The organism is Ferrigenium kumadai (assembly GCF_018324385.1).
GTDB classification, from domain to species: domain Bacteria; phylum Pseudomonadota; class Gammaproteobacteria; order Burkholderiales; family Gallionellaceae; genus Gallionella; species Gallionella kumadai.
Genome location: NZ_AP019536.1, coordinates 2,497,011 through 2,518,279 on the forward strand (window position 1 = coordinate 2,497,011; position 21,269 = coordinate 2,518,279).

20 protein-coding genes and 1 riboswitch are annotated in these 21,269 nt (G+C 58.5%); of the genes, 9 read left to right on the forward strand and 11 right to left on the reverse strand.

Annotated features, from left to right (window positions below; all coding sequences use genetic code 11):
• Positions 1-6: 6 nt before the first annotated feature.
• From FGKAn22_RS12085 to pseB, 3 genes are read right to left on the reverse strand one after another with little or no spacing between them, the layout of a single operon-like run.
• The gene (locus FGKAn22_RS12085) at positions 7-870 is read right to left on the reverse strand and encodes an aldo/keto reductase (protein ID WP_212785885.1); all 864 of its coding nucleotides are present in this window, start codon (positions 868-870) and stop codon (positions 7-9) included.
• Entirely contained in the window at positions 867-2,033 is a 1,167-nt protein-coding gene (gene pseC, locus FGKAn22_RS12090; RefSeq protein ID WP_212787231.1) for a UDP-4-amino-4,6-dideoxy-N-acetyl-beta-L-altrosamine transaminase, read from the reverse strand. The genes FGKAn22_RS12085 and pseC overlap by 4 nt, the downstream gene beginning before the upstream one ends.
• A 5-nt stretch (positions 2,034-2,038) precedes the next feature.
• Positions 2,039-3,037, reverse strand: coding sequence for a UDP-N-acetylglucosamine 4,6-dehydratase (inverting) (pseB, locus tag FGKAn22_RS12095; RefSeq protein ID WP_212785886.1), 999 nt, complete (start codon positions 3,035-3,037; stop codon positions 2,039-2,041).
• A gap of 417 nt (positions 3,038-3,454) precedes the next feature.
• On the opposite strand from pseB, the gene waaC reads away from it, so the two are divergent.
• Positions 3,455-4,420, forward strand: a complete 966-nt coding sequence (waaC, locus tag FGKAn22_RS12100) for a lipopolysaccharide heptosyltransferase I (protein ID WP_212785887.1) — start codon at positions 3,455-3,457, stop codon at positions 4,418-4,420.
• Positions 4,413-5,684, forward strand: coding sequence for a lipid IV(A) 3-deoxy-D-manno-octulosonic acid transferase (waaA, locus tag FGKAn22_RS12105; protein ID WP_212785888.1), 1,272 nt, complete (start codon positions 4,413-4,415; stop codon positions 5,682-5,684). Before waaC ends, waaA begins: the two co-directional genes overlap by 8 nt.
• Before the next feature lie 15 nt (positions 5,685-5,699).
• Here waaA and rfbD read toward each other — a convergent pair whose 3' ends face one another.
• The 6 genes from rfbD to FGKAn22_RS12135 form a co-directional block, all read right to left on the reverse strand.
• Positions 5,700-6,596: a dTDP-4-dehydrorhamnose reductase gene (rfbD, locus tag FGKAn22_RS12110; RefSeq protein ID WP_212785889.1), complete on the reverse strand. Its 897-nt coding sequence runs from the start codon at positions 6,594-6,596 to the stop codon at positions 5,700-5,702.
• Positions 6,593-7,135 (reverse strand): dTDP-4-dehydrorhamnose 3,5-epimerase, encoded by a 543-nt coding sequence (gene rfbC, locus FGKAn22_RS12115; RefSeq protein WP_212785890.1) that lies wholly within the window; start codon positions 7,133-7,135, stop codon positions 6,593-6,595. Before rfbC ends, rfbD begins: the two co-directional genes overlap by 4 nt.
• Positions 7,132-8,013, reverse strand: a complete 882-nt coding sequence (gene rfbA / locus FGKAn22_RS12120; RefSeq protein ID WP_212785891.1) for a glucose-1-phosphate thymidylyltransferase RfbA — start codon at positions 8,011-8,013, stop codon at positions 7,132-7,134. Before rfbA ends, rfbC begins: the two co-directional genes overlap by 4 nt.
• Positions 8,010-9,077, reverse strand: a complete 1,068-nt coding sequence (gene rfbB / locus FGKAn22_RS12125; protein WP_212785892.1) for a dTDP-glucose 4,6-dehydratase — start codon at positions 9,075-9,077, stop codon at positions 8,010-8,012. The genes rfbA and rfbB overlap by 4 nt, the downstream gene beginning before the upstream one ends.
• A gap of 102 nt (positions 9,078-9,179) precedes the next feature.
• Positions 9,180-10,502, reverse strand: a complete 1,323-nt coding sequence (locus FGKAn22_RS12130) for a TolC family outer membrane protein (RefSeq protein WP_212785893.1) — start codon at positions 10,500-10,502, stop codon at positions 9,180-9,182.
• A gap of 72 nt (positions 10,503-10,574) precedes the next feature.
• Positions 10,575-11,228, reverse strand: a complete 654-nt coding sequence (locus tag FGKAn22_RS12135) for a protein-L-isoaspartate O-methyltransferase family protein (protein ID WP_212785894.1) — start codon at positions 11,226-11,228, stop codon at positions 10,575-10,577.
• Between the two features lie 111 nt (positions 11,229-11,339).
• A riboswitch (TPP riboswitch) is annotated at positions 11,340-11,433 on the forward strand.
• A gap of 23 nt (positions 11,434-11,456) precedes the next feature.
• Between FGKAn22_RS12135 and thiC the strand changes: the two genes are divergently transcribed.
• The 5 genes from thiC (at position 11,457) to FGKAn22_RS12155 (ending at position 16,072) form a co-directional block, all read left to right on the forward strand.
• On the forward strand, positions 11,457-13,328 hold the full coding sequence (thiC, locus tag FGKAn22_RS12140) for a phosphomethylpyrimidine synthase ThiC (protein ID WP_212785895.1): 1,872 nt from the start codon (positions 11,457-11,459) through the stop codon (positions 13,326-13,328).
• A 9-nt stretch (positions 13,329-13,337) separates the two neighbouring features.
• Positions 13,338-13,598 carry a YkgJ family cysteine cluster protein gene (locus FGKAn22_RS12570; protein ID WP_246487503.1) on the forward strand — a complete coding sequence of 87 codons (261 nt, stop codon included), beginning with the start codon at positions 13,338-13,340 and terminating at the stop codon, positions 13,596-13,598.
• Between the two features lie 92 nt (positions 13,599-13,690).
• The gene (locus tag FGKAn22_RS12145) at positions 13,691-14,974 is read left to right on the forward strand and encodes a nucleotide sugar dehydrogenase (RefSeq protein WP_212787232.1); all 1,284 of its coding nucleotides are present in this window, start codon (positions 13,691-13,693) and stop codon (positions 14,972-14,974) included.
• A 37-nt stretch (positions 14,975-15,011) separates the two neighbouring features.
• Positions 15,012-15,209: a DUF1289 domain-containing protein gene (locus FGKAn22_RS12150; RefSeq protein ID WP_212785896.1), complete on the forward strand. Its 198-nt coding sequence runs from the start codon at positions 15,012-15,014 to the stop codon at positions 15,207-15,209.
• Between the two features lie 38 nt (positions 15,210-15,247).
• Positions 15,248-16,072 (forward strand): undecaprenyl-diphosphate phosphatase, encoded by an 825-nt coding sequence (locus tag FGKAn22_RS12155; RefSeq protein ID WP_212785897.1) that lies wholly within the window; start codon positions 15,248-15,250, stop codon positions 16,070-16,072.
• Positions 16,073-16,122: 50 nt separating this feature from the next.
• Here the strand turns inward: FGKAn22_RS12155 and FGKAn22_RS12160 are convergent, their stop codons facing one another.
• The gene (locus FGKAn22_RS12160) at positions 16,123-18,291 is read right to left on the reverse strand and encodes a TonB-dependent receptor (protein ID WP_246487410.1); all 2,169 of its coding nucleotides are present in this window, start codon (positions 18,289-18,291) and stop codon (positions 16,123-16,125) included.
• Between the two features lie 250 nt (positions 18,292-18,541).
• Between FGKAn22_RS12160 and FGKAn22_RS12165 the strand changes: the two genes are divergently transcribed.
• Positions 18,542-18,814, forward strand: coding sequence for an oxidative damage protection protein (locus tag FGKAn22_RS12165; protein ID WP_212785899.1), 273 nt, complete (start codon positions 18,542-18,544; stop codon positions 18,812-18,814).
• 11 nt (positions 18,815-18,825) lie between these two features.
• On the forward strand, positions 18,826-20,913 hold the full coding sequence (ppk1, locus tag FGKAn22_RS12170) for a polyphosphate kinase 1 (protein WP_212785900.1): 2,088 nt from the start codon (positions 18,826-18,828) through the stop codon (positions 20,911-20,913).
• On the opposite strand, the gene FGKAn22_RS12175 is transcribed toward ppk1, so the two are convergent.
• Positions 20,910-21,257 carry a hypothetical protein gene (locus tag FGKAn22_RS12175; protein WP_212785901.1) on the reverse strand — a complete coding sequence of 116 codons (348 nt, stop codon included), beginning with the start codon at positions 21,255-21,257 and terminating at the stop codon, positions 20,910-20,912. The genes ppk1 and FGKAn22_RS12175 overlap by 4 nt on opposite strands.
• Between the last annotated feature and the right edge of the window lie 12 nt (positions 21,258-21,269).

Below are 21,269 nucleotides of genomic sequence, written 5' to 3' on the forward strand. Positions count from 1 at the left end.
ACATGACTAGTTTATCCTCCAGCGCGTCGGATCAATGAGCTCAAGATCGTCGCTGCCGACATCTGGAAATCGATCTAAGCGCAAATGTGCCGCAGCAACAATGGCATTGAACTGCGTCAGTGAATCAACACCGACTACCACTCGTTCGATTTCTGGATATGACAAGACGAAACCCAAAGCCACCTCAAGCGGCGACTTACCCATGTCGAGACACTCCGACAACCAGTGGTCAAGTAGCGATTTCCACGGTTTGAACCACGCGGGGCGTCCGTCTGATTGCATGAGCAACAAACCTTGCAGAAAAGCAGAGCGCGTATGCACACGAACACCTTCTTGGTGCATTCGATACAGCCATCCTGAATCGACAAGTCTCCGGTCAAGAATGTTGAAAGGCGCCTGGACGAGGTCCGGTTTGAATACGCCCCAAAGCTGATCCAGCTCTGCCGGCGTATAAATTGAGAAACCAACCGCACTTACAAAACCTCTATCCCTCATATCGCGCAGGGCGTTACAGTAGGCTGCACCATGCTTACCAAGCAAATCGGCAGGCCTATGTAACAGCAAAGCATCAAGCCGATCGATGTTAAGGCGCTTCCTGGAGCCAACCAGTTGCCCCTCTAGCCATGAATCCACATCGACGACATCACTTGGCAAAGGCGGGAGTTTGCTGACCACTTTCCAACCCGACACGCCAATCTGCCCAAGCCGAGCTTCACTATCACCATATGCAATAGCGGTATCCAAGGTATCGATGCCGGCACCTCTCGCTTTTTCCAGGATTTCGGCAGCAGCGGAACCCGACACTTGACCAATTGAGTTTGCGACACCATAACTCAAACCAAACTGTGCGGTACCCAGCGCCAGCCTCACGCAAGCACCTCATGCAGGACATCAATGATTTTGCTTTGATCCGACTTCGTCAGAGTTGGGAACATAGGGATACTGATCTCTTCGGCGTGGTAGCGCTCAGACTCCGGACAATAACCCGCCCTAAATCCCATCATCTCGTAATACGGCTGACGATAAACGGGAATGTAATGGAGATTTACCAAGATACCGGCCGCGCGCAGCTCATCGTAGACCTGACGCTGACTTTTGGCGCTTTTTTCCAGTTTCAAGCGGATCGGATACAAATGATAACTGGAATAACTTTCAGGGTGCTGCCATGGGGTCTGTAACGGCAAGTCCACCAGTTCAGCGTCATAGCGCTCGGCGATATGATGGCGCTGTTCGACATAGGCATCCAATCTGGCCATCTGACTCACGCCCAAGGCAGCCTGGATGTCGGTCATACGATAGTTGTAGCCCAAGTGGACTTGTTGGTAATTCCAGATTTCATTGGCGGGCCTGGGCTGCATTATCCGAGAATCGCTGGTAATGCCATGACTGCGATATCGTTGCATGCGATCTGCCAATGCGGAATCATTGGTGAGCGCCATCCCCCCCTCACCCGTGGTGATGATTTTTACGGGATGAAAGCTGAATATGGTTATGTCACTGTAGCGGCAGTTGCCGATAGGTTCGCCCTTGTACTTGCCGCCGATGGCGTGCGAGGCATCCTCGATAATCTTGAAGCCATACTGCTGGCTCAGTGAATAGATGGCAGCCATATCACAAGACTGGCCGCACATGTGTACCGGAACCACAACCTTGGGCAGCTTTCCGGCCTTTTCCGCCTGAGCCAATTTTTCGGCAAGGCAATCCACGCTCAAATTGTAGGTGCGGGGATCGATATCCACAAAGTCAACCCGTGCTCCACAATACAAGCCGCAGTTGGCACTGGCAACAAAAGTGATAGGGCTTGTCCATAACCAATCACCAGGCCCGAGCCCCAGGCCCAAGCACGCGATGTGCAAGGCCGAAGTGGCGCTATTGACAGCCACGGCATGCTGAGCGCCGCAATAGGCGGTGACAGTTCGCTCAAATGTCGTAACAGCCGGCCCTTGCGTCAGAAAGTCCGAGCGGAGAACATCAATCACCGCATCGATGTCGGCTTGCGTTATTTCTTGTCTGCCATAGGGGATAGGGATCATGATGGTCAAATGTTGCCGATCTTTTCGCGGTTGGTCTCAATCCATTCACGAAGCATTTCGATACTCATCCATTCGGCATTGTTGTCCGACGAGTAGGTAAATTCCGGGCGAACAAGTACTCCCCCGTTAATACGCAGAGGATCTTGGCTCCAGTTGTGGATGGCCGGCAATATTTTGTAATAACTCTCAAATTCATATGTGTGAGGGGCATCTTCCGTGCCGATCATTTGCTCATGAAGCTTTTCGCCAGGACGAATCCCCACAATCTCATGCTGTGCATTCGGCGCTATGGCGCGAGCTACATCCGTGACCTTCATGGAGGGGATTTTTTTGACGTATATCTCGCCGCCCATCATGTCGTCAAAGGCGTGCCAAACCAACTCAACACCTTCTTCAAGAGTAATCATAAAGCGGGTCATACGTGTATCAGTTATAGGTAAGGCCGCCTTGTCTGCCTGCGAGATAAAAAACGGAATGACTGAACCACGAGAACCCATCACATTGCCGTAACGCACAACTGCAAACCTGGTATCTTGCGCACCGCTGTAAGAGTTGCCAGCGATAAATAGCTTATCCGACGCGAGCTTGGTTGCCCCATAGAGGTTGGCCGGACTACTGGCCTTGTCCGTCGAAAGGGCAACGACGCGCTTCACACCTTGGTCTATACAGGCGTCAATCAGGTTCATGGCCCCATTGATATTGGTCTTCACACACTCGAACGGATTATATTCGGCCGTCGGAACAATTTTGGTGGCGGCCGCATGCACGACATAATCAATCCCCCTGAGTGCCCTCGCCAAGCGGTCCTTGTCGCGCACATCGCCGATAAAGAAACGTACCCGCTCATCATTCCCGTAAAGTTTAGCCATTTCCCACTGCTTCATCTCGTCGCGCGAGAAAATCACCAGCCGACGTGGATTGTATTTGGCCAAGGTCATTGGTACGAAAGTATGACCAAAAGAACCGGTACCGCCGGTAATGAGGATAGATGAGTTATTAAGCATTAATTTGTTCCTTGCGTTTCGGGGGCAATAGGTCAGCAAACGCTAATTCTAGCTTAAGTCTCAATCTGCTTTATACCCCTATTGCTTAATTTGACGGTGATATTGGTTTTACGGGGGGCAACCCCAAGCCCTTTCTCCCGCCATTTGCCGTCTCTCTTCAGGGCAGCCTTTTTCGATAAGGACATTCGGGCAGTAGTTGACCTTGCCAAAGCTAACGCGCAGTTTTTTCACCAAATCTCTTTGCGCGGAAGTTCGGGAGAATATGTTGAGTGAATTGTAATGAGTGGCTTCGTCGAGCATCAAGAGGGCGTTCAGCTACTGAACGGCGCGCATTGCAACAGTTGGCGCCCAAGACTGTCAAGCCAAGATTCCCGCTCGTGTATCATGGCGGCCTCGTTTCTGTCTGAAACCTTTTGCATGCAAAACGCGCCGCACATCGTTCTGATCAAAACGTCCTCGCTGGGCGACGTTCTACACAATCTCCCGGTTGTGACGGACATTCGCAAACACCTTCCCGATGCACGTATCGACTGGGTCGTGGAAGAGAGCTTTGCTGCCCTGCCCGCGCTGCATCCCGGCGTGGGACATGTCATTCCCGTCGCCATGCGACGCTGGCGCAAGTCCTGGTGGCGCTCGCGAAGCGAGATCCAGGCCTTCTGCCGGAAATTGCAAACCCGGCCTTACGATCTTGCGCTCGACACCCAGGGACTGCTCAAGAGCGCGCTCATCACCCGCTGCGTGCGCGCAGAACATTGCGGCCACGCCTGGGGCAGCGCCCGCGAACCGCTGGCCAGCCTGTTCTACGACCGCACCTGCGCCATTGCCGAGGATCTGCACGCCGTCGAACGCAACCGGCAACTGGCCGCCTCCGTTCTGGGCTACACCGCCGACGGTGCGCCGGACTATGGCATCCGCACCCCGGATCTTGTTCTGCCCTGGCTGCCGGACACTCCTTATGCCGTGCTGCTGCATGCCACCAGCCGCGATGACAAACTGTGGGATGAGCAGAACTGGATCACACTGGGCAAACGCCTGCATAGCTCCGGCTTGCGCGCAGTATTGCCCTGGGGAAGTGAAAAAGAGAAGGCTCGCAGTGAGCGTTTGTGCGCCGCCATCCCGAGTGCAGTCTGTGCGCCCCGCATGAATCTCAACGAAGCCGCCGCATTGCTGGGCAAGGCGCGCACGGTGATCGGCGTAGACACCGGTCTGAGTCACCTCGCTGCCGCGTTGGATGTGCCTACCGTGGGCATATATACTGCAACCGATCCCGGCCTGACCGGACTTTATGCCGGCTCGCGCGCGGTCAATCTCGGCGGCAAGCATGCCCCCCCCACGGTGAATGCCGTCATCGAGAAACTCGCGAATCTAGGCGTTCATGTTTAAGCCGCGCATCTTCTATACCCTGGGGCTGTGGTTGCTGCTGCCCTACATCTTCTTCCACCTGCTCTGGCGCGGACGCAAGCAGCCGGAATATCTGCAACATATCGGTGAGCGCTTTGGTTTTTATTCCCGGCCCAGCGGCAAGCCGGTCATCTGGCTGCATACCGTCTCGGTCGGAGAAACCCGTGCTGCGGCCACCCTGATCAAACGGCTGCGCGAGAAATATCCGGATTACCAACTCCTCCTTACCCATATCACCCCGACCGGGCGAGCCGCCAGCGAACAGTTATATGGCGACGATGTGCTGCGGGTTTACCTGCCCTACGACTACCCATTCGCGGCGCGACGCTTCCTGCGCCATTTCAAACCCCAGCTGGGCATCCTGCTTGAGACAGAGATATGGTTCAACCTGATCCATGCCAGCCATGAAGCAGGCACGCCGCTGCTACTGTTGAACGCGCGCATGTCGGAGAAATCGGCGCGGGGGTATGCGCGCTTCGCCAGACTTACCCGCACGGCGCTTGGCGAGCTGGCCGCCATCTCCGCCCAAACCGCCGATGACGCCAAACGCCTGTCTCAGCTCGGCGCAAGCAATGTATCGGTGATGGGCAACCTCAAATTCGACATCGAGCCGCCATCCGCCATGCTGGAACTGGGCAAACAGTTGCGCGCGCAATTCGGCGAAGACCGTAAAGTCCTGCTGGCTGCCAGCACACGCGAAGGCGAAGAGGCGTTATTGATGGATGCGCTGACACAGGTCGACCTGCCGGGGCTGTTGCTGGTTATCGTGCCGCGCCATCCGCAACGCTTCGACGAAGTCGCAGCACTGCTAAAAAAGCATAGTCTGCGATTTCAGCGCAGAAGCGAAGGCCGACCGGTCGCAGCAGACACCCAGGCGGTGCTGGGCGACAGCATGGGCGAGATGTTCGCCTACTACGCGGCATGCGATGTCGCCTTCATAGGCGGCAGCCTGCTGCCGTACGGCGGGCAAAATCTGATCGAGGCCTGCTCCGTCGGCAAACCGGTACTGATCGGGCCGCATACCTTTAATTTCGCCGAGGCAGCCAAGCAGGCGATCGCCGAGCGCGCCGCGATAGAAATCCAAACCGCGCACGAATTGGCGGCAGCCGCCAAAGAATTGCTGAACTCAACGCCTCAGCAGGCAGAAATGGGGCTGGCCGGAAAGAAATTCAGTCAAAAACACGGGGGAGCAACAGTGAACGCGATCCGGCTTGCTAAAGCCCACATCAAGCACCGGTCTTCCTGAACTTACCCTAATCACTCAAGGCTTGGGAAATTCGTCCAGACAGCGGGCCAAGGCATTCTGCCAATCCGGCAGGGCGACGCCAAAACGCTCGCGCAGTCTGCCGCCGGCAAGCCGTGAATTCTTCGGACGGGGCGCCGGCAATGGATAGGCTTCCGTCGGGATGGGACGCAATTGCGGCAGCCGCTCTGCACTCAACAACCCGCGCTCTGCGGCACCATCCAGAATGGCGCGGGTGAAACCGTGCCAACTCGTCTCGCCTGCCGAAGTCAGGTTGAAGATGCCTGAGGCAAAGCAGGCCTGCTGGCGTTCCTTCTGCGCTTGCCGGATGATGTGCGCCGTCGCGTCGGCGATGTTGCGCGCCCAGGTCGGCGCACCGATCTGGTCATCCACCACGCTAAGTTCTTGTCGCTCCTGCGCAAGGCGCAACATCGTCCTGACGAAGTTGCGGCCGCGCGAGGCGAATACCCAGGAGGTGCGCAGGATGAGGTGATCGCAACCGCTCTGCCCGATCGCCAGTTCGCCGGCCAGCTTGCTGCGTCCGTAGGCGCTGACCGGGCAAGGCTCGTCCGCCTCGGTATAAGCCGTGGCCTTGTTGCCGTCGAACACATAGTCGGTGGAGTAGTGAACCAAAAGAGCGTTCGATTTTTTCGCCCACTCGGCCAGCACACCGGCCGCGGTGCCGTTGACGAACGTCGCCTGCTGCTCGTCCGCTTCGGCCTTGTCCACGGCGGTGTATGCGGCGGCATTGACGATGACGTCGGGACGAACACGTTCAAGCAGGGACTGAATGTTCTGCGGTTGGGCAAGGTTGCACTCCGCACTGCCGACAGCGACCACCTCGCCCAACGGCATGAGGCTTCGTGCCAACTCCCATCCGACCTGTCCGGACGCTCCCGTCACCAGCAATTTCATGCAAACACCTCCGCTTCGGTGAAAGCCCGCCCGGCCTGGTCCTTGCCCGAAAGCAGGGGATTCCGGAGCGGCCAGTCGATGCCGATATCCGGATCGTTCCAGATGACGCAGCGTTCATGCTCGGGCGCGTAATAGTCGGTGGTCTTGTATAGAAAATCCGCACTCTCGGACAGCACCACGAATCCGTGGGCAAAGCCGGGCGGTATCCACAACTGGCGCTGGTTGTCTTCGCTCAATTCGGTACCAGCCCATTGGCCAAAAGTCGGCGAGGATCTGCGAAGATCGACCGCCACATCGAAGACTGCGCCGCGCACCACTCGCACCAGCTTGCCCTGCGGTTGTTTGATCTGGTAATGCAAGCCGCGCAGTACACCTTTCGCGGAGCGTGAATGGTTGTCCTGCACGAAATCGAGTTCCATCCCTGTGGCCTCGGCAAACACGCGGCGGTTGAAGCTCTCGAAGAAGAAGCCCCGGCTGTCGCCGAACACCTTGGGTTCGAGCACCAGGACGCCCGGCAATCTTGTCGGCAATATCTTCATAAACCGGGGCCAGTTTCCCGCAGGATTTGCAGCAGATATCTGCCATATCCGTTCTTGCTCAAGGGCTGCGCCAGCTTTTCGAGCTGTCCGGCATCGATAAAACCCTTGCGATAAGCGACTTCTTCCAGACAGGCGATCTTCAATCCTTGGCGGTGTTCGATGGTCTGGATGAAATTGGATGCTTCGATCAGTGATTGATGGGTTCCGGTATCCAGCCATGCGAAACCGCGCCCCATGATTTCCACTGTAAGTTTGCCGCTGTCGAGATACATCCGGTTTACGTCGGTTATCTCCAGCTCGCCCCGCGCCGAGGGCTTGATCGTTTTGGCGATCTGCACCACGTCGTTGTCGTAGAAGTAGAGCCCGGTCACCGCATAGTGGGACTTGGGCTTAGCGGGCTTTTCTTCGAGGCTGATCGCTTTACCCTTTCCATCGAACTCGACCACACCGTAGCGTTCCGGGTCATTCACCCGATAGGCGAAGACCGTTCCGCCCTCTTTTTTGGCAGCAGCTGCTCCGAGCAAAGACTCGAATCCCCCGCCGTAGAAGATGTTGTCACCCAACACCAGTGCGCAACTGTCACCGCCGATGAAGCTCTCGCCGATCAGGAAGGCCTGCGCCAAGCCGTCTGGCGATGGCTGCACCGCATAGGACAGGTTTATCCCCCACTGGCTGCCGTCGCCCAGCAACTGCTCGAAGCGGGGAAGGTCCTGCGGAGTGGAGATGACCAGAACGTCGCGGATCCCAGCCAGCATCAAGGTACTGAGCGGATAGTAGATCATCGGTTTGTCGTAGATCGGCAGCAGTTGCTTGGATACGGCCTGGGTGACAGGGTACAGGCGAGTGCCGGAGCCGCCCGCGAGGATGATGCCTTTCATGCAGTGCTCCTTTCGGTATAGTTCTGCTGCAGCCAATTCTGGTATTCGCCGCTGATAACGCCTTGCACCCAGCCGCTGTTGGCCAGATACCATTCAACGGTCTTGCGCAGCCCGGTCTCGAAGGTTTCCAGCGGCTTCCAGTCCAACTCGTGTTCGATCTTGCCGGCATTGATGGCGTAGCGGTGATCATGCCCGGGACGATCCTTGACGTAAGTGATCAGGTTCGCATGCGGAGCACCCGCCGGGCGCAACTCGTCGAGTATCGCGCAAATGGATTGCACCACTTCAAGGTTGGTCTTTTCGTTCCAGCCGCCGATGTTGTAGGTCTCGCCCAGTCTGCCCCGGTTCATCACCAGATAGAGAGCGCGCGCATGGTCTTCTACATACAGCCAATCGCGGATGTTGTCGCCCTTGCCATAGATGGGCAGCGGCTTGCCGTTCACCGCATTCAGGATAACCAGCGGGATGAGCTTTTCGGGAAAATGGTAAGGGCCGTAGTTATTGGAACAGTTGGTCGTCACCACCGGCAAGCCGTAGGTATGGTGCCACGCGCGCACGAGGTGGTCTGAAGATGCCTTGCTCGCGGAGTAGGGCGAATTCGGCTCGTAGGCGGTTTCTTCAGTGAAGAAGCCTTCCTCGCCCAGGCTGCCGTATACCTCGTCGGTGGAGATGTGATGAAAACGGAAATCCGCTTTCTTGCTGCCCTCCAGTCCGCCCCAGTAACTACGTGCCGCTTCCAGCAGGGTGTAAGTACCGACGATATTGGTCTGGATGAAGGCCGCCGGGCCGCTGATGGAGCGGTCGACATGAGATTCCGCCGCCAAGTGCATCACCGCATCAGGCTGGTGCTGTTCGAATACCCGGGCCACTTCGGATGCATCGCAGATGTCCACGTGCTCGAAACAGTAACGCGGATCGTCCGCCACCGAAACCAGCGACTGCAGGTTCCCCGCGTAAGTGAGTTTGTCGAGATTGACGACGCTATCAGACGTATTGCCGATGATATGACGCACCAATGCCGAACCGATGAATCCCGCCCCGCCTGTTACAAGAATTTTTTTCATGGGCCGTGATTATAGACTCAGAGGTGTAGTGCTCGAATAAACAGAACACAGTATTTACTACTGAATCACGCTACCACGCAAATTCGAGAACCTGCGTCAAACTCAGTGCAGCGCCCGGTTGACCCTGTCCACATCCTCCTCGCCCAGCGACCCCGCCGCGGCTTTCAAACGCAGATGGCTGACAAGGTAGTTGTATTCGGCCTGGTACAGGTCGCGGCGGGTGGCATACAGTTGCTGCTGGGCGTTCAGCACGTCGAGGTTGGTGCGGACTCCGACTTCCTGTCCCAGCTTGCTGGCCTCCAGCACGCTTTCACTGGAGGTCAGCGCCTGCTGCAACGCCTTGACTTGGGCGATGCCGCTGACTACGCCGAGATAAGCCTGGCGGGTCTGGGTGGCGACGGTGCGACGGGCATTCTCCAGCTCTTCCTTCGCACGGTCGCGATTGGCCTCTGCTTCGCGCCAGCGGGAATTCACTACGCCCCCCTGAAACAGGGGCACATTCAGCTGAACCCCCACACTCTTGCCGGTGACATCGCTACCCACGCCGAAGGTTCCGCCATTGGCATAGGTTTTTGAATAGTTCGCCACCAAATCCACAGTCGGATAGTGCCCGCCACGGTTGCGCGCAACTTCCTTGTCGGCGATCTCAGCCGCGGCCTTCGCGATGGCGAGCTGCGGATTGTTCGATTCCGCGTCGCCCACCCATTTCTCCATGTCGGCAGGTTGGGGTGCCTCAAGTTTGAACTCCTTGCCGAGCGGCTTGAGTTCCTTGGGCATGGCGTTGAGCAGTTGCTGCAAGGCACGGCGCTTGATCTCAAGGTCGTTCTGCGCGGCGATCTCCTGCGCGCTGGTGAGGTCGTAGCGCGCCTGCGCCTCGTGCGTGTCGGTGATGGTGGCGCTGCCCACTTCGAAGTTGCGCTTGGCCTGTTCCAGTTGCTCGGCAATGGCGGTCTTTTGCGCCTCGGCGAGCCGCACGCTGTCCTGCGCGATCAGTACGTCGAAATAGGCCTGGGCGACGCGCAGAATCAGATCCTGCTCGGCAAGCAGGAATTGCGCTTCCGCCTGGGCTACCTGCAGCTCGGATTCGGTGTATGCCAGCCAGTTCTGCTGGCGGAACAGCGGTTGCGTCAGATTCACGTTGTAGCCGTGGGAGTTATAGCGCTGATTGCCCCCTGGAAAGGGGAATGCACCGCGATACTGCACAGTCTGGTCGTTGAGCGTGCTGTTCGCGCCAAGGTTAAGATTAGGCAACAAGAGGGAACGCCCCTGCGGAAGCTTCTCCAGCCCGGCCTGGCGTGCGGCACGCGCCGCGGCAAACACCGGATCGTTCGCCTGCGCGGCATGGAAGGTTTCCAGCAGGTCAGCCGCTTGCGCCGAACCGGCAGCGGCAAGCAAAGTCGCCAGGAGATAGGGTTTTAGTCTCATCGGTCTTGCGCAACCTCTATATTAGATTTTGCTAATACTACAGCCTGGGGCTGCGTTGCGCAATCCCGGCGGTCAGAACACGAACCGCCGAGGTTGTGCCGCATTCTGCAACGGCGCGACGCAGGTTTCCAGGACGTTGACAGTCTCGAAGGTGTCCGGCGCAACGCGAGTGATCAGCTTCGCTTCCATCAGCGGCGCTTCGCCGACGATGACGAACAGGCGGCCGCCGATGTTCAGGCTGTTCTGGAACGCCTCCGGCAACACCGGCGTGGAACCTGTCAATACGATCACATCGTAGCTCGCTTCGCCCCAACCGCGCGCCGCATCGCCCACCTCAAGGGTGACGTTGTCGCGATGATAGGCCGCCAGATTCTGTTTCGCCATGGCGCTCAGTTCCGGCACGATCTCGACCGACGTCACATGCCCTGCCAAAGCGGACAACAGCGCCGTCAGGTAACCGCTGCCGGTGCCCACTTCCAGCACCTTGTCGTTGCGGGTGAGATGCAATTCCTGGACAGCACGCGCCTCAAGCTTGGGCTGCCACATCGCGGCGCCATGACCCAGCGGAATCTCCATATCGGCAAAGGCCAGGTCCTTCACCCCCGCCGGCACGAACTGCTCGCGGCGCACATGCTTGAGCAATTCCAGCACCCGTCCGTCCAGAACCTCCCACGGGCGAATCTGCTGCTCGATCATGTTAAAGCGCGCTTGTTCCACGTTTTGCATCTCCCTCTCCTGAAGCTTCGTATTCATTATGGTGTTGCTGTCGTCCGGGCAGTATAACAACACCCCCCTGCCGGCTCAACTTGCTTTTGCCCTGCCTTTCCAGTACCTTGCGTTCCTCGCTGGGGGTCTGCCAATCAAGGCAGTGAGATATACCCTTTGAACCTGTACGGATCATGCCGTCGTAGGGAAGCATCCTTCCGGTGCTTTCTGCAATTTAGGAGCGCCACCATGAACGCCAATCCCCAATTCATCGCCCAGACCGCGCACGTTGACGAGGCCGCGGTCAAGCCGTTGCCAAATTCGCGCAAGGTCTATGTCCAGGGCTCTCGCCCCGACATCCGCGTGCCGATGCGCGAGATCACCTTGACCGACACGCATACCAGCAACGGTATCGAGAAGAACCCGCCGATCTATGTCTACGACTGCTCCGGCCCCTACACCGACCCGGCAGTGAAGATCGACATCCGCTCCGGCCTCGAAGAACTGCGCGCTCCGTGGATCGCCGAACGCGACGACACCGAAGCGCTGCCACGCCTGACTTCCGAATACGGCCAACAGCGCCTGAACGACCCGGCGCTGGCCGACATGCGCTTCAACCTGAAGCACACCCCGCGCAAGGCCAAGCCCGGCAAGAACGTGACCCAGATGCATTACGCGCGTCAGGGCATCATCACGCCGGAGATGGAATACATCGCGATCCGCGAAAACCAGCGCCGCGAAGGGCTTTCCGAAATGATGCTGCAACAGCATCCGGGCGAAAACTTCGGCAAAGCCATGCCCAAGGAGATCACGCCCGAGTTCGTGCGCTCTGAGGTCGCCGCCGGCCGCGCCGTCATCACCGCCAACATCAACCACCCAGAAGTCGAACCGATGATCATCGGCCGCAACTTCCTGGTGAAGATCAACGCCAACATCGGCAACTCCGCGCTCGGTTCCAGCATCCAGGAAGAAGTGGAAAAGATGACCTGGGCCATACGCTGGGGCGGCGACACGGTGATGGACCTGTCCACCGGCAAGAACATCCACGAGACGCGCGAGTGGATCATCCGCAACTCGCCCGTGCCCATCGGCACCGTGCCGATCTATCAGGCGCTGGAAAAGGTTAACGGCAAGGCCGAAGACCTGACCTGGGAAATCTTCAAGGACACCCTGATCGAGCAGGCTGAACAGGGCGTGGACTACTTCACCATCCACGCCGGGGTGCTGCTGCGCTACATCCCGATGACCGCGAAGCGCATGACCGGCATCGTCTCGCGCGGCGGCTCCATCATGGCGAAGTGGTGCCTGGCCCACCACAAGGAAAACTTCCTCTACACGCACTTCGAAGAGATCTGCGAGATCATGAAGGCCTACGACGTGACCTTCAGCCTGGGTGATGGTTTGCGTCCCGGCTCGGTCTACGACGCCAACGACGAAGCGCAACTCGGCGAACTGAAGACGCTGGGCGAACTCACGCAGATCGCGTGGAAGCACGACGTGCAGGTGATGATCGAAGGCCCCGGCCATGTGCCCATGCACATGATCAAGGAGAACATGGACCTGCAGCTTAAGTGGTGCCACGAGGCGCCCTTCTACACGCTCGGCCCGCTCACGCAGGACATCGCCCCCGGTTACGACCACATCACTTCCGCCATCGGCGCAGCGATGATCGGCTGGTTCGGCACCGCCATGCTTTGCTACGTGACTCCCAAGGAACACCTCGGCCTGCCCAACAAGGCCGACGTGAAGGAAGGCATCATCACCTACAAGATCGCCGCCCACGCCGCCGACCTCGCCAAGGGCCACCCCGGCGCGCAGATCCGCGACAACGCCATGAGCAAGGCGCGCTTCGAATTCCGCTGGGAGGACCAGTTCAACATCGGCCTCGACCCCGACCGCGCGCGCGAATTCCACGACGAGACCCTGCCCAAGGATTCCGCCAAGATCGCGCACTTCTGCTCCATGTGCGGCCCGCAGTTCTGCTCGATGAAGATCAGCCAGGACGTGCGCGACTTCGCCGCCGCGCAGGGCGTGGACGAACAGGCCGCGCTACAGAAGGGGATGGAAGTGAAGTCGGTGGAGTTTGTGAAGCAGGGCGCGCAGGTTTATCACAAGGCATAAAGCATGACGGTGACTTGCAGGGAGGGCTGTGGCGCTTGCTGCATCGCGCCCTCCATTAACTCGCCTCTGCCGGGCATGCCGCAGGGCAAACCCGCCGGCGTGCGCTGCGTTCAACTCGTGGCTGATGAACGCTGCGCCGCATTCGGTCAGCCCGAACGGCCCGCATTTTGCACCGGTCTGCAGCCCTCGACGGAAATGTGCTGTGCATCGCGCGAGCAGGCACTGATGTGGTTGACCAAATTGGAGCAAGCAACGCGACCCTCCGTATAATTAAACCGAATTAATATCCATCCCCCGTCTTCCGCATCAATGTGTAAATTTGATCTGCCGTGGCCAGTGAAGGAGTGAAGTTGATGAGTGAGTTGGAAACCATCGCAGTCGTGGGACTTGGGTATGTCGGGCTGCCGTTGGCCGTCGAGTTTGGCAAGAGATTCAACACCGTCGGTTACGACTTGTCCGAGAGCAAGGTCAACAGCTACCGGAAATTCATCGATCCGGCGGGCGAAATTGCCACAGACGACCTGAAAGCGGCCACAAAGCTTCGTGTCACAACCGATCCAGCGGAGTTGTCTGCCGCCGACTTTATCGTCGTGGCAGTGCCCACCCCGGTTGATAAAGCCAATCAGCCGGATTTCTCCCCGCTCATCTCCTCGAGCGCCACGGTAGGCCAATACATGAAACGGGGCGCGGTCGTTATCTACGAATCGACGGTCTACCCGGGAGCCACCGAGGAAATCTGCATTCCCGTGCTGGAAAAAGAATCCGGCCTGAAATGGAAACAGGATTTCCATGTCGGCTATTCGCCGGAACGCGTCAATCCCGGCGACAAGGAACGCACCATCGCCATGGTCACCAAGGTAGTTTCGGGGGACAACGACGAAACGCTGGAAAAGGTGTCCCGGCTTTATGAATCCGTCATCCAGGCGGGCGTGCATCGGGCCACTTCAATCAAGGTGGCCGAAGCGGCCAAGGTTATTGAAAATACACAACGCGATCTGAATATCGCATTGATGAACGAGTTGTCCATTATTTTCGGAAAACTCGGGATCGATACGCTGGAGGTTTTACAGGCCGCCGGCACGAAGTGGAATTTTTTGCCGTTCCGTCCCGGATTGGTGGGTGGGCACTGCATCGGGGTGGATCCATATTACCTGACACACAAGGCGGCAATGATGGGTTACCACCCGCAAGTGATTCTTGCCGGGCGCCGGATCAACGACGACATGGCTTCCCATGTGGCAAAACAGACTATCAAGCAAATGGTCCATGCAGGCTCTTCGATCAAGGGAGCCAAGGTTATCGTACTGGGCCTGACGTTCAAGGAGAATTGCTCCGATCTGCGCAATTCAAGGGTAGCCGACCTGGTCCGGGAACTTGAGGATTTCGAGTGTGAGGTAGCCGTGCATGATCCGATCGCCGATCCCGCCAAGGCGCTGCATGAATACGGCATTTCGCTGTGCTCGTGGGATGATCTGCCGGACGAGGCGGATGCCGTTGTCTTAGCCGTAAAACATCACGAGTATCTGCATATGCCCTTGCCTGAAATTCTCAAGCACATCAAACGCAACGGCGTGGTAGTCGACATCAAATCCGCTTTCGATCCCATTGCGATCAGGAGTGCAGGGTTCCGTTTATGGCGCATGTAGTTCAATAACGCAATCCTGCCACCGGTATAATCGCGCCATGCAACGCCTCCCTGCCCATCCCGCCCCAATCACCGCTGATTCACCCTGCGTCGGATATTGCACCACGGTGCTGGGCGACGATATCTGTCGCAGTTGCCTGCGCACCTTCGACGAGATCACGCGCTGGGTGGGAATGAGCGACGAAGAACGCCGCGCCGTGAATCTGCGCATCGCAACCGAACAACAAACCCGTTAAATACTCTGGATTCCCGCCTGCGCGGGAATGACGAAACTATGGACATCGCACTGCTGCTCAAGGCCGCCATCCTCGGCATCGTCGAAGGACTGACCGAATTCCTGCCGATCTCTTCCACCGGCCACCTCATCATCCTCGGCGACCTGCTCGACTACAACGACGAGACCAGCAAGGTATTCAAGATCGTCATCCAGCTTGCGGCCATTCTCGCCGTGTGCTGGGACTATCGCGAGCGCCTGACCAAAATGGTGATCGGTTTGCCGGGCGATGCGCCGTCGCAGCGTTTCGCCGCCATGCTGTTCGTCGGCTTCCTGCCCGCCGCAGTGCTGGGATTCATGTTCCATTCCACGATCAAGGCGTTGCTGTTCAACCCGATCACCGTCGCCACCGCGCTGATCGTGGGCGGCTTCGTCATCCTCTACGTGGAGAAGCGCGCCTACCATCCGCGCGTCAATTCGGTGGACGAGATGCGCTGGCCGGATGCGCTCAAGGTAGGCTTCGCGCAGGCCGTCGCGATGATTCCCGGCACCTCGCGCTCGGGTGCGACCATCATGGGCGGGATGATCTTCGGATTGAGCCGCAAGACGGCGGCGGAGTTCTCCTTCTTTCTCGCCATCCCCACCATGTTCGCCGCCACGGCCTACGACCTCTACAAGAACTGGGCGCTGCTGCATGCCTCCGACCTGCCGGTGTTCGCCGTCGGCTTCATCGCCTCGTTCCTCGCCGCGATGTGGGCGGTGAAGAGCTTCATCCGCTTCATCTCCAACCACACCTTCGTGGTGTTCGCCTGGTACCGCATCGTATTCGGCGTGATCGTCCTGCTCACTGCCTACACAGGTGCAGTAAGCTGGTCGCATCCATAAAAAAACCGCCGGGGTTTCCGGCGGCTTTTTCGATCCAATTACAACTCGGTTTAAAATTTAACTGTCGCACCGGCATAAAGTGAACGCCCGATGCCGGGAACGGGGATACCCCAAGGCATATCGACGGGGTTGATCGCCATGGTCGTTCCCTGCCCGGCATAGGCACCGCCGAGCGGCAGGGCATATAGCTTGTCGAACAGGTTCTCGACTCCGAAGTCGATGCGTGCCTGCTTCCATGAATAGGTAGCACGCAAATTAACAAGGCCATAGCCCGGCGTCCTGATTTCGTTGCGCGCATCGGAAAGCTGGTTCTTGGCCTTTGCAGCCACGAGCTCGATGCCGTTGTCCCAGCCCCCAAGTTTCTGTGTAAACGTGAGCTTGGCATTGAGCGGCATGATGTTGTAGAGATCATCACCCGTGTTGCGGTTCTTGCCGTTGGTGTAGGTGAGCAAGCCCTTGAGGCCGAGTTCGCCCATGCCGTTCTTGGCCAGTGGCATATGGCCAGAGAGATCGAGGCCATAGAGCCGTGCCGACTGGTTTGCGTATTTGAGCACGACGAACTGGTTTGTCAGCAACGGAGCGCGCGCGGCATTGGTGGCACCATTCCATTGCACGGCATCGATGTAGTCGGTGACCCGTGTGTAATAGGGTGTGGCCTTGAACTCCCAATCCCGGTCGGTCGCGTGCCAATCGAAGGTAGCAGAGAGTGTATGCGCCTTTTCCGGTCTCAGATTGACGTCGCCGATATAGCCGTTTCCGTCGCCGACAAAATTGTTCATGATCGACATCATGTTCGCAGTGGACCAGGTGTAGCGTTCATAAAGGTTCGGCGAACGTACCTTGCGGGCAAAGCCGAATTCGATGTCGTTATTGGCATTCGCCGTGTAACGCGCCAAGGCGCTCATATCCCAGTTGTTGTCGGTTTTATCGCGGTTGGCGTTGTTGAAACTGACGGCATCTCTGGTTTGGTTCATCATCCCCCCCGCTCCCGCCGTCGGGAACGTGGCTAAGTTGTAACCGTGAACCTGGCCGGCATTCGTGTTCACCCGCTCATAGCGCAGGCCAAGCAGCGTCAGCCATTGCTGACCCAGGTTCTTTTCCCATTCGCCGAACAGTGCCGTGCGGTCGCGCTTGCCGTTGTTGATGTTCCAGAAAGGATTGGGGCCCATTCCCGCGCTGCCAACTACGGCCGGCCACCAGTCATCAAGGCGATAATTCTGGTATTCGCCGCCGACGCGCAGGAAATCCTGCTCGGTCAGGACGATGCTGGCCTTGGCGGTGACACCCGTCGTCCTGCCTTGGGTGTTCATCGGCATGCCCTGGGTCGAATTGCCAGCGGTATACAGGAATTTTTTGTCAGGGCCGAATTCCATGAAGTGATCGACCTTGTCGTGATATGCCCGTGCCTCCAGCGCACCCCAATCAAGTTGGCCGACATAACGCAGATTGAAACTGCGCTGGGTATTGCCCATCATGTCCATGCGCTGGTTCGGGTAAAGCTCATAAGGGATGTCCTGCAAGCCCAGTTTGGCTTCAACGATGTGATTGCCACCTTTCATCGCGAAACCGAGAGTGTGATTCCTGGTCTTGTACGCCGTCGAACCGACTTCATTGAGCGGGAGAGTATGTCCGGTAACGCCGGTATCTGTTCTTGTCTTGAAATTACCCCCCGCTTTGTAGTTGTTCGATTCTGCGGTCGCGCCGGAGTAAGTCAGATTGATGGACTCGGTGGCATAGGTGGCGGAAAGGTTGCCGCCTTTCGCATTGCCGTTGCTGCGGTAGAACGCGCCAATCTCACCCTTGGTAAGGCTACCTTGACCGGGGGCAGCGAACACCGGTGCAGGCGAATCGACGACGATGGAGCCGCCGATGCTATCACCGCCGACGCTCACCGGTGTGATACCGGCATATACCTTGACGGTGCCGACATTGGTTGGGTCAATAGAGGAAAGCGGCGAGTTCATATGGTTCGGGCAGGAGGCAATAAAGTCCATGCCATCGACCTTGACGCGCACGCGGTCGTCCGCCATTCCGTGAATCACGGGCAGGCTGGAAACGCCGCCAGCGCCATAAAGACTAATCCCGGGCTGATCCTCAAGCAGTTTTGCCGTATCGCTGGTGGATGCGCGCAGATGGTTAATATTTCCTCCGCCGAGAGCGGAGTCGCTCAAGGCTGGCAGAGGTTGCAGTTTTTCTGCCGTCACTTCGACTTCCGGCATGGTGGCCGTCTCGGCGGCAAACGCCCCCGGCGCGAACGCCAGCGCGACACAAACGGTTATACGCTTCAACTGCATTGTTCTTCTCCCTGTAAAAATGCGCCGTGATTATCGGCGCGGCGCATTTGTCTGGGAATGCGTCATATTGTCGCACCCGCGTATTTGCTTGGGCGGCACAACATGGCGCGCGCAAAGATGTCATCTCGGTGTCATAATCGTGCAACATAATCACAACCCATGGAGATTCCCGAACATGACAAGAATGGTTCACTGTGTGAAACTGGGCCGCGAAGCGGAAGGACTGGATCGTGCACCCTACCCCGGCCCGCTGGGCCAGCGGATCTTCGACAACGTTTCCAAGGAAGCCTGGCAGGGCTGGATCCGCTTCCAGACCATGCTGGTGAACGAGAACCGGCTGAACCTCGCCGATGCGGAGGCCCGCAGATACCTGGCCGCGCAGATGGAGAACTACTTCTTCGGCGAGGGCTCGCAGATGCCGCAGGGTTTCGTGCCGCCGAAAAATTGACGATTCGCGCTTTGGCCAGAAAATTCTCCCCACAGCAGTTCCTCAACCGTGAACTCGGCCAGCTCGAGTTCAACCAGCGCGTGCTCGCGCAGGCCGAGGACACCACCATCCCGCTGCTGGAGCGGCTGAAATACCTGTGTATCGTCAGCAGCAACCTCGACGAATTCTTCGAGATCCGGGTCGCAGGCCTGAAGGAACAGATCAAGCTGGGCAGCGTCGTCGCCAGCGTGGACGGCATGACCGCCAAACAGACGCTCAAGCTGGTGCGCGATCAGGCCCACCGCCTGATCGAGCGGCAATACCAGCTGTTCAACACCGACCTCGTCCCCGCGCTCGCCTCACAGGGCATCAAATTTATCCGCCGCACACACTGGAACGAGGCACAGCAGGCCTGGGTGAAGGACTTCTTCTTCCGCGAAGTGATGCCGGTGCTGACGCCCATCGGTCTCGACCCTGCGCATCCCTTCCCCCGCGTGCACAACAAGAGCCTGAACTTCGCCGTCGAGCTGCAGGGCAAGGATGCCTTCGGGCGCAACTCGGCACGCGCCATCGTGCAGGCGCCGCGCGTGCTGCCGCGCACCATCCTGATGCCGCCGGAGATCAGCGGCTGCGAGCACGGCTTCGTGTTCCTGTCTTCCATCCTGCACGCGCATGTCGGAGAACTGTTCGCGGGCATGGAAGTGCTGGGCTGCTACCAGTTCCGCGTGACGCGCAACAGCGACCTGTTCGTGGACGAAGAAGAGGTGAAGAACCTGCGCCTCAGCCTGCAGGGCGAATTGCCGCACCGCCATTTCGGCGACGCGGTGCGCCTGGAGATCGCCGACAACTGCTCGCCGCAGGTGGCCGAACTGCTGATGAGGGAATTCAACCTCGCGCCGGAAGACCTGTACCGCGTGCACGGGCCGGTGAACCTAGTACGCCTGATGGAGATCCCGGGCCTGGTGGCGCGTGACGACCTGAAATTCACGCCGTTCATGCCCAGCATCCCGACCGGGCTGCAGAAGAAGGGGGCGGACATGTTCAAGGCGATCCGCAAGGGCGACGTGCTGCTGCACCACCCCTTCCAGTCGTTCAAGCCGGTGATCGACTTCATCCAGCAGGCCACCAGCGACCCGGATGTGGTGGCGATCAAGCAGACCGTGTACCGCACCGGCGTGGATTCCGCCCTGATGGAAGCGCTGATCGGCGCGGCGCAGCGCGGCAAGGAAGTGACGGTTGTGGTGGAACTGCTGGCGCGCTTCGACGAAGAGGCCAACATCAATTGGGCGAACCGCCTGGAACAGGTCGGCGCGCACGTGGTGTACGGCGTGGTCGGCCACAAGACCCACGCCAAGATGCTGATGGTGGTGCGCCGCGAGGAAGGCAAACTGCGCCGCTATGTGCACCTCGGCACCGGCAACTACCACCCGCGCACCGCGCGACTGTACACCGACTTCGGCCTGTTCACCTGTAACGAGGAGGTCTGCGCCGACGTGAACGAGGTGTTCAGCCAGCTCACCAGCCTCGGCAAGGCACGCAAGCTCAACCACCTTTGGCAATCACCGTTCACGTTGCACAGCGAAATCCTGCGCGCCATCCAGAACGAGACCCGCCTTGCCAGGGAGGGCAAGCGTGCGCACATCATCGCCAAGATGAACGCGCTGCTCGAACCGGAAACCATAGGCGCGCTTTACGAAGCCTCGCAGGCGGGTGTGAAGATCGACCTGATCGTGCGCGGCGTGTGCGCGCTTCGCCCCGGTGTCAAAGGGCTATCGGAGAACATCCGCGTGCGCTCGGTGATCGGGCGTTTCCTCGAGCACTCGCGCATCTTTTATTTCTGCAACGACCTGAGGCACGACGTCTATCTGGCTAGTGCGGACTGGATGGACCGCAACTTCTTCCGCCGCATTGAGGTGTGCTTTCCTGTGCTCGACAAGAAGCTCAAGAAACGCGTTCTAGACGAAGGGCTAAAGGCCTACCTGCAGGACAACTGCCAGGCATGGGATATGGACGGCGACGGCCATTACCGCCGCAAGGCCACACGCCGTGCAACACGCACCTGCGCGCAGGAGGGGCTGCTCAAGCAGCTCGCCGCCCTGCCGGACAAGACCGGCAATTAGTGCTTTTTCGGACGGCCGGTCTTGATCTTCTCAAGGCCGCCCAGCGCTCGCTTCAATTGCGCGGCGCTCAACCCGGCCAGAACTTGCAGGCCCGCGCGCAGCACTTCACTCTTCTTCACCGGCAGCCCGGCCTTGAGGCAAGCTTCCTTGATCTCGGCGATCTTCCGGTATTCGTTCTCCGGCATGGTGAAGCTGTCGCGCACCACCTTCACCTTCTGCTTCGCTTTCTTGGCCTCCGGCTTGGAAGCGGCGCGCACAGGCTTGGCTACTGCCTTTGCCACCGGTTTCTTCGCGGCAGGTTTCTTCGTGGTTGTTGCGGTTGCAGCGGACTTCTTGGTTGTCATGTCATGTACCCC

Coding starts and splice junctions, on each gene's coding strand:
- pseC (WP_212787231.1), bottom strand. CDS start 2,033: ATGATCCCTATCCCCTATGGCAGACAAGAAATAACGCAAGCCGACATC.
- pseB (WP_212785886.1), bottom strand. CDS start 3,037: ATGCTTAATAACTCATCTATCCTCATTACCGGCGGTACCGGTTCTTTT.
- waaC (WP_212785887.1), top strand. CDS start 3,455: ATGCAAAACGCGCCGCACATCGTTCTGATCAAAACGTCCTCGCTGGGC.
- waaA (WP_212785888.1), top strand. CDS start 4,413: ATGTTTAAGCCGCGCATCTTCTATACCCTGGGGCTGTGGTTGCTGCTG.
- rfbD (WP_212785889.1), bottom strand. CDS start 6,596: ATGAAATTGCTGGTGACGGGAGCGTCCGGACAGGTCGGATGGGAGTTG.
- rfbC (WP_212785890.1), bottom strand. CDS start 7,135: ATGAAGATATTGCCGACAAGATTGCCGGGCGTCCTGGTGCTCGAACCC.
- rfbA (WP_212785891.1), bottom strand. CDS start 8,013: ATGAAAGGCATCATCCTCGCGGGCGGCTCCGGCACTCGCCTGTACCCT.
- rfbB (WP_212785892.1), bottom strand. CDS start 9,077: ATGAAAAAAATTCTTGTAACAGGCGGGGCGGGATTCATCGGTTCGGCA.
- FGKAn22_RS12130 (WP_212785893.1), bottom strand. CDS start 10,502: ATGAGACTAAAACCCTATCTCCTGGCGACTTTGCTTGCCGCTGCCGGT.
- FGKAn22_RS12135 (WP_212785894.1), bottom strand. CDS start 11,228: ATGCAAAACGTGGAACAAGCGCGCTTTAACATGATCGAGCAGCAGATT.
- thiC (WP_212785895.1), top strand. CDS start 11,457: ATGAACGCCAATCCCCAATTCATCGCCCAGACCGCGCACGTTGACGAG.
- FGKAn22_RS12150 (WP_212785896.1), top strand. CDS start 15,012: ATGCAACGCCTCCCTGCCCATCCCGCCCCAATCACCGCTGATTCACCC.
- FGKAn22_RS12155 (WP_212785897.1), top strand. CDS start 15,248: ATGGACATCGCACTGCTGCTCAAGGCCGCCATCCTCGGCATCGTCGAA.
- FGKAn22_RS12160 (WP_246487410.1), bottom strand. CDS start 18,291: ATGCCGGAAGTCGAAGTGACGGCAGAAAAACTGCAACCTCTGCCAGCC.
- FGKAn22_RS12165 (WP_212785899.1), top strand. CDS start 18,542: ATGACAAGAATGGTTCACTGTGTGAAACTGGGCCGCGAAGCGGAAGGA.
- FGKAn22_RS12175 (WP_212785901.1), bottom strand. CDS start 21,257: ATGACAACCAAGAAGTCCGCTGCAACCGCAACAACCACGAAGAAACCT.